Origin of the sequence: Shewanella putrefaciens (genome assembly GCF_016406305.1) — a bacterium.
Taxonomy (GTDB): domain Bacteria; phylum Pseudomonadota; class Gammaproteobacteria; order Enterobacterales; family Shewanellaceae; genus Shewanella; species Shewanella putrefaciens_C.
The window spans coordinates 1,830,885-1,844,252 of sequence record NZ_CP066369.1 but is presented as its reverse complement, the minus strand read 5'-3'; the positions used below and the strand labels follow the sequence as shown (position 1 = coordinate 1,844,252).

Below are 13,368 nucleotides of genomic sequence, written 5' to 3'. Positions count from 1 at the left end.
TAGTTAATACGGGTGATTAACGGGCTTGCAGTGCTGCAATACGTTTCTCCAGTGGAGGGTGACTCATCATCATCTCCGCCATTGAACGCTTGCCATTGATACCAAAAGCCGACATCTGAGCAGGCATCGCCGTGCTTTCTGGGCCATGACGTAAACGCTCCAGCGCAGCAATCATCTTGTGTTTGCCGGCTAAACGCGCAGCACCTTCATCGGCACGATACTCACGAATACGTGAGAAGTAAGCAACGATGATCGAGGCCAGAATACCGAACAACATATCCAGCACAAAGACAACGGCCATATAAGCAAACATGCCTAGACCCTCACCTTCCTCATCATTGCTGGAAACGAAGTTGTTAATAATCCCTGCAACAACACGGGCAGCGAAGATAACGAAGGTATTCACTACACCTTGGATCAAGGTTAAGGTCACCATATCGCCATTTGCCACGTGGCTCACTTCGTGGGCTAATACGCCCTCGATTTCATCTTGGCTCATGCCATAGAGTAGACCCGTGCTCACGGCCACTAGCGAGTTATCTCGGCTTGGACCCGTTGCAAAGGCATTCATTTCTGGTGATTGATAAATGGCCACTTCTGGCATTTTAATCCCAGCTTTCTGCGCTTGACGGGCAACAGTGTCAACGAGCCAACGTTCAGTGCTATCACGTGGGGTGGTGATCACCTCACAACCCATGGCTTTTTTCGCCATCCATTTGGAAATGGCTAAGCTGATAAAGGCCCCGCCGAATCCAAAAATCGCCGCGAATACCAAGAGTCCACCCATGGTCGACGTATTCACGCCGAGAATAGACATCACAATTGAGGCTACCAGCAACACGGCTAGGTTAGTCGCAATTAATAAAAAAATACGCTTCATTTCAGCTCCTTTAGGGCAATAATTGCCATTTAACTTTGCTCAAAGACATAATATGTCCAAATAATCGAAATTCAAGTGATAAATGTAAAGAGTTTTTCTATTGGGCTATTTTTCGCTTATTTAGGCTTTCTCTTATTCAGACTCTCTCTTATTCAGGCACAGTCTCTCATGGGTCGTGAGTCTAGGGACAGTAGATTAATCGAAACTTAAATCTACACGCAGCCTAAGCTATAGACTCACTCCTGTGGGTTTCTGTATGTTTATCGTGATTAATCTTTGTTAACATACCGGCACTCCCCCGAGATTTCAGGATAAAAAATGACAATCAATGCCTTACTACTGAGCAGTTCTCGTGTCGGTGACACTCCTTACCTTAACCATGCCATTCGCTTTATTAAGCCACTAACGGAAAAAGCCCAAAAGTGGGTCTTTATCCCCTACGCGGGGATCAGCATGGGCTATGACACTTATTTAGCCTCAGTCGTCGCCGGTTTGAGTGAGCTGCAACTCGATATCAGTAGCATCCACCAACACAGCGATCCCCGCCAAGCGATCAAAGATGCCGATGGGATTATGGTGGGGGGTGGCAATACATTCCACCTTCTACACGAACTTTACAAATACGATCTGGTGCACCTTATTCGTGAAGAAGTCGCCCAGGGCAAACCTTACATTGGTTGGAGCGCAGGTTCTAACGTCGCAGGTTTAAGCATTAGAACCACTAATGATATGCCGATTATTGAGCCGCCCTCATTCACCGCATTAAATATTGTGCCTTTTCAACTCAATCCACATTATTCCAATTACCGTACGCCCGGTCATAATGGTGAAACCCGTGCCCAACGTTTATTTGAATTCACTCGAGTCGACCCCTTAACGCCCGTTATCGGCATTGTCGAAGGCAGCGCACTCTGGCGTCAGGGGGATACACTCTCGCTCTTAGGTGACAGTCCTGCCTATTTGTTCTGTGGCGAACAGCAGGAAATCCCGATCCCCCTTGGAAGCGATTTATCCCATTTACTCAAATAAGATCGACTAAACGCTTCATTCACGCTTTAAGCACGCTTTATTCAAAACAAGCGTGCTAGGCTTAAAAATCAGGGGAATGTTGCGAGCGCAGAGTTTGTATCCATGCATAACGTTAATGTTATGCATGGGTTAAAAACTAAGAAAAGGCTTGCGCCACTCGCATATCTGCACTAATTTCGTTAGCGATCAGTTTGATATACAAAGTGAAACTGATATCCATTCCAAGTAGAAGATCCCATTAATGGCAAATTTGCCAGATAAGCCACTTATCATTGAGGATTTAAGTGATCAAAAAATGCTGCATTGGCATTCAAAGATCATAAAAGTGAGGAGTTTCCATTTTGCGACCGCATTTAACATTCAACCGTCCAAACCACAATCCCGCTTTTACAGCAAAGCAACCAGGTCACACATATAAACGCTTGCTAGGCACAGCTTTCGCTTGTTTTATCGGCGCCCATAGTCTGAGCCCAGCCCTAGCCACGACCCCAGATGACGCTAAAAAAGCCCAAACATTCTCCCAAGCGACCGTTATCAGTCTCGCCCAACAGCTGGCTCAAACACCCTTTAAAGAGGCGAGAAAAGCACCTAAAGAATTGATTGATTTGGATTATGCCACCTATGGCAAAATTAATTATCAAGAAAATGCCGCCATTTGGGGCGGCACGCCCACCAAGTTTTCCGTGCAGCTATTTGCTCCGGGGTTTTTATATAAAAACCTCGTCGATATCGATGTGGTCGAAAATAGCCACGCTTACCCCCTTGAGTTAACAGAAGCTTCCTTTGATGTACCCAGTGATGCCATTGAGAAACTGCTGACCCAGGTGGGCCAATATGCGGGTATACGTCTCCACTACCCGATTAATGACGATGATGCCAAAGATGAATTCATCATGTTTCAAGGCGCTAGCTATTTTCGAGCCCTCTCTAAGGGCCAAACCTACGGTTTATCCAACCGTGGCCTAGCCATTGATGTCGCCCAACCTAAGGGAGAAGAATATCCCTTATTTAAGCGCTTTTGGGTTGAACGACCCTCAAAATATCAAACCGCCATCGTGGTTCATGCCCTCTTAGACAGCCAAAGTGTAACGGGTGCCTATCGTTTTGGGATTTACCCCGGCTCACCAACCCGGGTTGAAGTGGATGTCACGCTTTTCCCTCGCCGCGATATTGCCCATGTGGGGCTCGCGCCGCTAACCTCAATGTTTTTATACGGTAGTGTAGACACGCCGGACAAACCTGATTATCGTCCTGCGGTACATAATTCCGAGGGGTTACAAATCGATCGCGGCAATGGCGAACGCCTATGGCGTCCATTAAACAATCCAAACAAATTACAGATCAGTGCCTTTGGTGACGAAGACATTAAAGGCTTTGGTTTGATCCAACGCCATCGCAACTTCAATGACTATCAAGATCTCGAGTCGAATTACCACCTGCGCCCCTCAGCTTGGATAGAGCCGCTCAATGATTGGGGAAAAGGTCAACTGGTACTGCTTGAAATTCCATCGAATGCCGAAACTAACGATAATATAGTGACCTATTGGGAACCCCTTGGAGGACTAAAAAAGGATCAGTCCTACCATTATTCCTATCGCATTACCGCCGCGAATGACAGTCCAAATACCGCATCTAAGGCGCGCATTGTACGTAGTTCAAAGGGACAAAAACTGACAAAAGGTAAAGAGCTGCAAATCGATTACAGCAATATCAAAGCCCAGGACTTAGATAAAATGGTGATTGATGCCAGCATTAGTAAAGGCAAAATCCTATCGACTCGCATTGTCGCCCACCCTGATATCAATGGCGCCCGAGTATTCGTCACCTTCGATCCTGAAAGCACTAATTTGGCCGAACTGCGTATACAGCTGAAAAAGGATAACAAACCACTCGCTGCCACATGGCTGTATCGCTGGAATAGTGACGATTGGCCCTAAATAATGCTAATGCACGCCCTATCAACGGGCCTCCCATTCACGGACATGATTTAGCCGTGAATGATGGCCCCTTTTAATAAAAAAAACGCCAATATATATTGGCGTTTTTATTTAACTTTAAATAAGACTATATAAATCTAACAAAAAGATGAACCCTCAGTTCCAATATTTACCCTCTATATTGGGAACTAAACCCAGCACTTACGTTTACTCTAATTTGCCATAAAGGTATATTAACCCACTATTACGACTGGGAAATATCAACTTTATCTGTAAGGTTTTACAATACTGTCTTATTCCTTATTCATAGTTTAATCTGCCCCAGCCTAACCGCTTTCAATAGACATGCATGATTGTGTTAGAGAAATCACCATGAAATTACCCACATTTAATAGCGCTTATTTTTGTAAGCCCACTACTATGATTATAATATCAAGCCTCATACTCTCCTTTGCTTTGCTGCCATTTTTAGGGCGAACATTATGGCTTGCACTGGTATTACTTTTTTATGCGTTAATCTAGCCATAAACAAAAAATGTATTAACAAATTTGATAGCGTCTATTAACATCGGCAAACATGAATTTAGATTAAATTTGATTATTTAAAAATCAATAAAAATATTTTTATCCATTTAATCATTTCACATTTAATTAACTCAAGCTGAGCAATGGTTTTATATCTAAATAAATTGCTGCATTTTCTGCCGTCGGCTCACTCAGGTGGGGAATACAACCGAGGAATGGCGCTGACATCATCTCTTTAAGTGTCGCTAAATTCTCGTCAAACACACTCATATGTGGGTCGATACGGTTAGCAACCCAGCCCGCTATCTCAAGTCCATCAGCCAGTATTGCCTCTTGGGTTAACAGGGCATGATTTAAACAACCCAGCTTCATTCCCACGATAAGGATCACAGGTAGCTGCAATTGTTGAACGAGTTCAGAGAGATAACGTCCATCACCTAAGGGTAAACGCCAACCACCCGCCCCTTCGAGTAAACACAGATCCGCCGCAGCAAAGGCGGGCAAATCTAATTGTGCAGCAATCGCCTCGGGGGATAGATTAATGCCCGCGTTTTTAGCGGCAATATGCGGCGCAATGGCGGGCAAAAAGCTAAAGGGGTTAACCTGTTCGTAGGACAACTTGAGGGTGGAACAAGCCATTAACTGTAGGGCATCACTGTTACGTAAGCCTGATGGCGTTATCTCACAGCCCGAAGCAATAGGTTTTACCCCAAGGGTTAACCACTGGGAGCCTAAACGCGCACTTTCACGGTTAAAGGCCATTAATAAGCCAGATGTAACTAAGGTTTTACCGCTGTCGGTATCTGTGCCTGTGACAAAAAACATCGTTAATCCTTTATTGAGCAGATATCGATAGGGCCTAGCCTAATCGACGGGCACGAATTTGTGCAATCTGATAGGTCAAAGGCAAGCCTTCGGCTTGGCGTAATGTTTCGGCGTGCGAGACTAATGCCAGCCAATCCTTTCGACCACGAAGCCTATGTATTTCATTCGCTTGTGATGCACAAGCCTGATGGGATTGCACCGAAGCACCGACGCCTTTTATCGAGTAAAGCAGGGCTTTGAGGGTGTCAAAATGCACCGTTATCGGCACTAATTCAAGGTCGAATAACTGCCACTGCTTAAGATCAAAGGCGCTGCGTAGCTCATCCATAGGTGAAAACGCATTCACTCGCAAACCTAACGCCGCGAGCTGTTTGAGACTGCCATCGGCCACCACAGTGATATGGCATTCCCCCTTTGGCTTTAGCACCCGTGCCATTTCGGCGACGGCGGCGGGGAAATCCACACACCATTGCAGCGCAAGATTCGAATAGATGCAATCCATAGTGTTATCGCCAAAGGGCAATTGCTCAGCGTCGGCGCAAATACTCTGGTAATGGGGATAAGCCTGCTTAAGTTTTTGCAGCATTCCCAGCGCGATATCGAGGGCAAATACTTTAGGAGGATCATCTGCCGTGTGTTGGCTATCGAACCGAGTGCCGGGGCCAGCGCCAATATCTAAAAGATTACCTTTAACTGAAAATCCATTGAGTAAACTTGCCGCACTAAGCCGCTGTAACTTATTGTGTTCTTGATAACTATTGGCGGCAGCAGAAAAACGCTCGGCAATATTGTCTGCCCGCACATCCAACTCACTAGTATTAAGCTCGCGCTCACTGACCCTAGGCACTTTCGCATCCTGCAGCACCTGTGCTAACACATTGACGCAATGGGCGATATCCCCAGCACTATGGGATGCACTTAAGGTAATGCGAAGCCGCGCGGAACCGACGGGCACTGTTGGCGGACGGATTGCCCCAACCCAAATCCCCGCCGCCTTGAGTGCATCTGCCACCCTCAAGGTTTGCAGGGTATCACCTATGATCAATGGCTGAATGGCGGTATCGGAACCGAGTAATGACACATTCGCACTATGGCATAACTCTTTAAATAATTTGATATTTTCAACTAGCTTATGCCGCAGTTCAGGGTGGGTTCTGCAGTACTCCGTCGCGGCCAGCGCCAACGCTGCGTTAGCGGGCGAGAGTGCGGTGGAGTAAATGTATTCCCGGGCGTTACTCACCAAAAAATCGATCAAGGCTTTGCTACCTAAAACCGCGGCGCCCTGACAACCTAAGGCTTTGCCAAAGGTCACCACTTGCACGTCAATCCGCTCGGCGGCGTTGCCATAGTCAAAGCCCTCTAGTACGCCAAAACCATGGGCATCATCGACAATCAACCACGCCTGATGTTGACGGCATAGTGCCGATAATGCAGCTATGGGAGCACAATCGCCATCCATACTAAATACACTTTCGGTGATCAGCGCCGATGCACAGTGGCGGCTAAGTAACCGCTCGACACTCTCGAGGGAGTTATGTAAAAAGCGTTTTAATTCAGCACCACTGTCACGTAAACCATCGATAATGGATGCATGAACGAGCTTGTCGGCAATCACCACATCCTGCTTATCGAACAGGGTTTTCATCAAGGCCGTGTTGGCACTAAAGCCTGAGCTAAATAGCAGCGCCGCTTGGTGACCCGTTAATTCACAGAGCCGTTGTTCGAGGGCAAAGTGAGCCTCACTGTAACCTGTCACTAGGGGGGAGGCTCCACCACCAACCCCATATTGCTGCGCCGCGCTATGCAGTGCCTCAATCAATTCAGGGTTACGACTTAGGCCGAGGTAATCATTGCTGCTGAAATTAAGGTAACTTCGCCCTTCGAATAAAAACCGCGGACTGACATCCAAAGCGCGATCAGTGAATAGGGTTTGGCGTTGCCTAAGCAGTCCTTGATCAGACAAGGCCCGCTGACGGGCGGCAATTTTAGCCTCTAGGGCAACACTCATTTTATTCACTCTTAAACAGTAATTTAGCTAGCACTATCATAGCATTAGCCAAATTATAACGCCGCCGCATCGTAGAACTGCGCCGTCGATTTATCTTGATGGGCGGCAGCTTTGGCAAGCACTGCCTGTTCATCATCTAGGGTGGCAACTGCACCCTGCTCCGGGCGTAAACCTAATCGGCGGAATAACCCCATATCATCGCTTTCTTCTGGGTTTGGCGTGGTCAGCAACTTACAGCCGTAGAATATGGAGTTCGCCCCGGCAAAGAAGCACATGGCCTGCAACTCATCGGTCATGTTTTCACGGCCAGCGGACAGGCGCACACGGGAACGTGGCATCAAAATACGCGCCACGGCTATGGTACGGACAAACTCTAAGGGATCGAGATCATCGAGTTTTTCAAAGGGCGTGCCCGCCACTTTAACCAACATATTGATCGGCACTGAATCGGGATGCTGGGGTAAATTCGCCAGTTGTTGCAATAAGCCCGCTCTATCGGTGGCTTTTTCGCCCATGCCCACAATCCCGCCGGAGCAGACCTTCATGCCAGATGCACGCACATGGCTTAAGGTATCCAAACGGTTTTGATAGGTGCGAGTGGTGATCACATCGCCATAATACTCGGGCGAGGTATCCAAATTGTGGTTGTAGTAGTCTAAACCCGCATCGGCCAATTCGTTGGCCTGCCCTTGGGTGAGCATTCCTAAGGTCATACAGGTTTCCATGCCTAAGGCTTTAACCTCTTGCACCATTTGCTTAAGGTAAGGCATGTCCTTTTCTTTGGGGTTACGCCAGGCGGCGCCCATACAAAAACGCGAAGCCCCCGCCGCCTTAGCACTGCGCGCCTCGGTCAACACGGTTTCCATCGCCAGTAATCGTTCTTTCTCAAGGCCAGTATCATAACGCGCACTTTGGGGACAATACTTGCAATCCTCAGGGCATGCTCCCGTCTTGATCGACAACAAGCGGCTGATTTGCACTTCATTAGGATCGTACACTTCACGGTGAATACTGTGAGCCTTAAATAATAAGTCATTCATCGGCAGCGCAAATAAGGCTTCGATCTCTTCCCGCTTCCAATCATGACGAACTTGCAACTGCGACATTGAACACCCTTTTATTTTTGTATTTTGCCTTGGCTAGGATAACCTCAGCCCTTAAACTGTCAACGCCAACCAGTGATACAGGTTTACCACTGGCGATTTTATCACCAACACTGTGAGCTATGATGCGCAATTTACTCGATTTTGACTTTGATAGTGCCCATATCTGGCATCCCTACACCTCTATGACCCACTCGCTTCCCGTTTTTGGGGTACACAGTGCCAAGGGCTGCGAATTGGAATTGGTCGATGGTCGCAAACTCGTCGATGGCACGAGTTCTTGGTGGGCCTGTGTACATGGTTACGGGCACCCTGAGATTATCGCGGCTATGGAAAAACAGCTACATCAACTCAGCCATGTGATGTTTGGCGGCATTACCCACGCACCCGCCATTACACTTTGCAAAAAGCTGATTGCGATGACCTGTGAACCGCTCACCAAAGTCTTTTTATGCGATTCAGGCTCCATTGCGGTCGAAGTCGCCATCAAGATGGCATTGCAATATTGGCAAGGCCAGGGAAAACCTCAAAAGCAACGCATTCTTACCGTTAAAAAGGGCTACCACGGCGATACTTTTGCCGCCATGAGTGTGTGCGATCCCGAGGGCGGCATGCACACTATGTTTGGCGAGGCCGTCACCAAACAATGCTTTGCCGATGCCCCAAAAACCCTCTTTGGTGAGGCTTTACACCCAGATGATTTAACGCAAATGCGCGGCATACTCAGCGCGCAGCACAGCGATATTGCCGCGGTGATCATCGAGCCCATAATGCAGGGCGCGGGGGGAATGCGTTTTTACAGCCCAGAGTATTTATTAGGCCTGCGCAAATTGTGTGATGAGTTTAATGTGCTACTTATCCTCGATGAAATCGCCACTGGCTTTGGCCGCACTGGCAAACTGTTTGCCTATGAACATGCCGATATCACCCCAGATATTCTGTGTTTAGGTAAGGCACTCACAGGCGGTTATATCAGCCTTGCCGCCACCCTCTGCACTGACAAAGTGGCCAAAGGGATCAGCCAATCTCCTGCTGGGGTGTTTATGCATGGCCCCACTTTTATGGGTAATCCCCTCGCCTGCGCGGCCGCCTGCGCCAGTCTTGATATCATCAATAGGCATGAATGGCGCTCGCAGGTTGCCGCCATTGAGCAACAAATGCGCCTTGAGCTTAGGGACGCGATAGCCATACCCAGTGTGAAGGATGTGCGGGTGCTCGGCGCCGTTGGTGTATTAGAGATGGTTGCACCTGTCGATACCGCCTTGCTGCAACAGCAATTTGTCGATTTAGGCGTGTGGGTAAGGCCCTTTGCCAATCTGATTTACATTATGCCGCCCTATATCATCACCCCTGCACAATTAAGCCAACTCACAGCTGCAATGAAGCAAGTGGCCGCCAGAATACCCTTAACTGGCGACATAACGCCAACACAGGCAACGGCCGCCTTTATCAGTCACGGTTAAGCCCTTATAAAAATCTTGGCCACAGAAAACCGCGCAGCTTAAGCTTAGAGCCAACTGCGCTTTGGTGATTAACGCGTTGACTTCACTAGACTGGAGATCAATGCCCGCAGGGCCGCAGGTTTAATCATTTTCGCCATATAGTGATAACCGCGGCGCTGTACATCCTCGACTAGCTCTTTACGGGTATTGGCTGTGATTAAAATCCCCGGTAGTTCTTGCCCATAGAGGGCGCGAATACCGTCCATAGCATCGACCCCATTTTGGCCATCATCCAAATGAAAATCCGCCAGCACTATATCGGGAGCCACCCCTTTGAGGCCAAGCTTTATCCGAGCATCGGCGAGATCCTTGGCGCAAATCACCTCGCATTGCCAGCGACTGAGCAAGCTTTCTAACCCCGCGAGGATGGCCTCCTCATTATCGATACACAATACTTTAATCCCCGACAACGGCTGTAGCAGAGAAGGTAAGGCTTTGACCTGCGGCTGCCGCACGGTTTCACCCTTTGGTACTCGGATCGAAAACACTGAACCCCGCCCTAACTGCGAGGAGACATGAATACTGTGCTCTAACACTTTGCTGATCCTATCGGCGATAGCTAAGCCTAGGCCGAGGCCACTGACATTATTGCTCTTAGGATTATTCAGCCGCTTAAACTCCTTAAAAATTTCTTGGGTTTCACGTTCATCGATACCACAGCCGGTATCTAACACTTGAATTTCAATTTCGCTACCACGGTGACGGCAACCAAAAAGCACTCGTCCTCCACGGGCATAACGGTAAGCATTCGTGAGGAAGTTCTGCAACACACGTCTAAGCAATGATGGATCCGAGTTTACCGTGGCACTGCAGGGCAACATGTTAAAGCGGATCTGATTATCCCCAGCCATAGCTTCAAATTCGACGGCTAAGCCATTGAGCAATTCCGATATGGCAAAATCACGGCGATTAACCTCTACCATGCCAGAATCGAGTTTTGAGATATCGAGCAGATCCGTTAGCAGCTCACCGGCGGTTTTCAGTGAGCTATTCACATGGGATAGGGTCGTACGCGCCTCACGGTCAAGATTAGGATACTGGGATAATGACGCGGTAAATAATCTTGCCGCGTTTAAGGGTTGCATTAAATCGTGCCCCACGGCCGCCAGAAATCGACTTTTCGAGGCGTTAGCCCTTTCTTCTAGGGCCTTGGCTTCAAGCAGCTCACTGTTTAGCATCGCCAGTTCATAGGTACGCTCTTTGACCCGACTCTCTAAAGTCTCATTGGCTTCGAGCAATGCCCGCTCCTGCTGGCGATATTGGGTAATATCGGTAAAGGTCATCACAAAGCCGCCATCCGGCATAGGGTTGCCTTGAATTTTAATCACTTTGCCATCTTTACGTTGCCGCTCCGAGGTGTGGGGCGTGCCATTACGCATATGCTGTACCCGCTTTTCGACCTGCAATTCGATATCGCCTTGGCCGCAATAGCCCCGAGCGGCGTTAAAGCGGATCACTTCGCTAATGGGCATTCCTTGTTGTAAAAATCCTTCAGGATATTGATATAACTCCACATATTTATAATTCCATGCCACCAAATTTAAATCACTGTCGATAACACTCATGCCCTCGTAGGCATGCTCAATCGCGCCGCGCAGCATATCTTGGCTAAGCATGATTTTGGATGAGGCCTCATCGACCAGACTAAAAACCTCATCCAAGGCTAAATCCCGCCCCTGCAGCACAGAGTCCATCACTAGTGCCGCGCTTGAGGCCCCAAGCACCCCAGCGAGTAAACGTTCAGTATGGGAAATCAGCTCTGCAGGCGCCGCCTTGTGCCAGCTATCACTCTTCACCGCATCGCTGGAAAAGTGGCTAAAACTTTCATAGGCGCGACTTGGACTCACAAAACGGCTGGCAAGGATCAGTAAATCCTGCTGGGAAATCGGGCCATTCTTTTTATTAGCACTGCTTCTTAATTTACCGGGACTGACAAATGCACTGGCTTGAATACGCTCCGCCACCCCAGCCCTAAACCAAATTGACCCCAAAACATAACAGACAATATTGGCAAACAATGCCGTCAGTGCATCACGCACATTGGGAGTAATAGCATCTAACAGATCAAGATCGCTGGAAACTAACGCCGCCGCACCGTGGCTATCCGTCATACCTTGGAGCATTATGTAAAACCACAGGCTAAAGCCAACACTGAGCCCTAAAAAGACGCCGGCACGATTACCGTGCTTCCAATAGAGTCCCCCAACCAGCGCCGGAGCTAACTGGGCAAAGGCACCGAAGGACAACATGCCCAAGTGGGATAAAGAGTCGCTGTCGGACAGGGCAAGATAGCTGCCGTAACCCAAACAGAGAATGATCACAATCGCCAAACGGCGCACATTGAGTAACAACTGGGAAAACTGGCTAAAATTTTTCTCGCGGATATGCCCGGTGCGCAGCATCACAGGCACCAGCCACTCATTACTGATCATCACACTAATAGTCACCACCGCCACTATCACCATCCCAGTGGCGGCGGATAGCGTTCCCAGCAGTGCGATGACCGCCAATAGCGGTTGATCTAACGCCAGTGGAAGGTTAATCACATAGGTATCTGCGGCAACACTATCGCCCAGGATCACTTTGCCCGCTAAGGCGAGCGGCCCCACAAATAGGCCAAACAAGGCCAAATACAAAGGGAACAACCAGCGCCCCTTAGAAAGCACAGACTCATCGGCGCACTCCACCACCATCACATGGAACTGACGAGGCATACATAAAAATGCTGCCATGCCGACCAATAACTCCGGCATTAAGGCTTCGATACGCGGATTAGGGTAATTAATTAAAGACTTAGCACTGGCCTGTTGCCAGATATCGCCAAAACCATCAAACACCCCAAAACTGATGACGATACCCACCAAGAGAAATGCCGCCAGTTTAACCAAAGACTCAAAGGCGATAGCCAGCATCATACCGGGATTATGCTCGGTGGCATCGAGTTTACGGGTACCAAATAAAATCGCAAAAATAGCCAACAACGCAGTGATCAACAGAGGGACAGTCACCCCATCGAGGGGATCATCAAGGGGTTGAAAGAGGTTTAAGCTAAAGACCATGGCCTTAAGCTGCAGCGCTATGTAGGGCATGATGCCAAATAGCGCGATCAAAGTGACCAAGGCCGCAAGGGTTTGGGATTTACCGTAACGGGCGGCGATAAAGTCGGCGACAGAGGTGATATTTTGTGCCTTTGACACTAATACCATCTTGCGCAACATACCAAAACCTAAGGTAAAAATAAGAATTGGGCCGATAAAAATCGGCAAGAAGGACCAAAAATCCTTAGCCGACTGCCCCACAGTGCCTAAAAAGCTCCAAGATGAGCAATATACAGCAAGGCTCAGGCCGTAAATCCCCACTTGCAGTTTCTTGGTTATGCCACTGAACCAACGTTCAGCCCCCCAAGCCAGTAGGAATAAAAGTGATACATAACAAACAGCAATAACGGAAACGACTAAGGTTAAATTCATATTTTGCTCTTTTTTCCGTTATTGTGCGATAAATAGTGGCTGAAATCTAGCCAGAATTTCAACTGCAACAGCTTAAATATAAAGGAAAT

The 13,368-nt window shown here is 48.2% G+C and carries 8 protein-coding genes and 1 pseudogene; 3 read left to right on the top strand and 6 right to left on the bottom strand.

Annotated elements, in window-relative coordinates; all coding sequences use genetic code 11:
* Positions 1–16 precede the first annotated feature (16 nt).
* Entirely contained in the window at positions 17–880 is an 864-nt protein-coding gene (gene htpX / locus JFT56_RS07940; protein ID WP_198783109.1) for a protease HtpX, read from the bottom strand.
* A 318-nt stretch (positions 881–1,198) separates the two neighbouring features.
* Here htpX and pepE point away from each other — a divergent pair, with 318 nt between their 5' ends.
* Entirely contained in the window at positions 1,199–1,909 is a 711-nt protein-coding gene (gene pepE / locus JFT56_RS07935; RefSeq protein ID WP_198783108.1) for a dipeptidase PepE, read from the top strand.
* Positions 1,910–2,250: 341 nt separating this feature from the next.
* A complete protein-coding gene (locus JFT56_RS07930) occupies positions 2,251–3,846 on the top strand; it encodes a glucan biosynthesis protein G (RefSeq protein ID WP_198783107.1) in 1,596 nt (531 codons plus the stop codon).
* 651 nt (positions 3,847–4,497) lie between these two features.
* On the opposite strand, the gene bioD is transcribed toward JFT56_RS07930, so the two are convergent.
* The 4 genes and pseudogenes from bioD to bioB form a co-directional block, all read right to left on the bottom strand.
* A complete protein-coding gene (bioD, locus tag JFT56_RS07925) occupies positions 4,498–5,196 on the bottom strand; it encodes a dethiobiotin synthase (RefSeq protein WP_198783106.1) in 699 nt (232 codons plus the stop codon).
* 34 nt (positions 5,197–5,230) lie between these two features.
* Positions 5,231–6,043, bottom strand: a complete 813-nt coding sequence (gene bioC, locus JFT56_RS20095) for a malonyl-ACP O-methyltransferase BioC (protein ID WP_233095600.1) — start codon at positions 6,041–6,043, stop codon at positions 5,231–5,233.
* Positions 6,020–7,204, bottom strand: a pseudogene (locus JFT56_RS20090) (aminotransferase class I/II-fold pyridoxal phosphate-dependent enzyme); the annotation flags it as partial. The gene bioC and the pseudogene JFT56_RS20090, both read right to left, overlap by 24 nt.
* A 53-nt stretch (positions 7,205–7,257) precedes the next feature.
* Positions 7,258–8,310: a biotin synthase BioB gene (bioB, locus tag JFT56_RS07915; protein ID WP_198783104.1), complete on the bottom strand. Its 1,053-nt coding sequence runs from the start codon at positions 8,308–8,310 to the stop codon at positions 7,258–7,260.
* Between the two features lie 122 nt (positions 8,311–8,432).
* Here bioB and bioA point away from each other — a divergent pair, with 122 nt between their 5' ends.
* The gene (gene bioA, locus JFT56_RS07910; RefSeq protein ID WP_198783526.1) at positions 8,433–9,770 is read left to right on the top strand and encodes an adenosylmethionine--8-amino-7-oxononanoate transaminase; all 1,338 of its coding nucleotides are present in this window, start codon (positions 8,433–8,435) and stop codon (positions 9,768–9,770) included.
* A 68-nt stretch (positions 9,771–9,838) separates the two neighbouring features.
* Here bioA and JFT56_RS07905 read toward each other — a convergent pair whose 3' ends face one another.
* Positions 9,839–13,279 carry a NahK/ErcS family hybrid sensor histidine kinase/response regulator gene (locus JFT56_RS07905; protein WP_198783103.1) on the bottom strand — a complete coding sequence of 1,147 codons (3,441 nt, stop codon included), beginning with the start codon at positions 13,277–13,279 and terminating at the stop codon, positions 9,839–9,841.
* Positions 13,280–13,368 lie beyond the last annotated feature (89 nt).

What these genes read in the sequence shown, in the direction of transcription:
- JFT56_RS07905 (WP_198783103.1), bottom strand. Translation starts at nt 13,279, where the DNA reads ATGAATTTAACCTTAGTCGTTTCCGTTATTGCTGTTTGTTATGTATCA.
- htpX (WP_198783109.1), bottom strand. Translation starts at nt 880, where the DNA reads ATGAAGCGTATTTTTTTATTAATTGCGACTAACCTAGCCGTGTTGCTG.
- pepE (WP_198783108.1), top strand. Translation starts at nt 1,199, where the DNA reads ATGACAATCAATGCCTTACTACTGAGCAGTTCTCGTGTCGGTGACACT.
- bioB (WP_198783104.1), bottom strand. Translation starts at nt 8,310, where the DNA reads ATGTCGCAGTTGCAAGTTCGTCATGATTGGAAGCGGGAAGAGATCGAA.
- bioD (WP_198783106.1), bottom strand. Translation starts at nt 5,196, where the DNA reads ATGTTTTTTGTCACAGGCACAGATACCGACAGCGGTAAAACCTTAGTT.
- bioA (WP_198783526.1), top strand. Translation starts at nt 8,433, where the DNA reads ATGCGCAATTTACTCGATTTTGACTTTGATAGTGCCCATATCTGGCAT.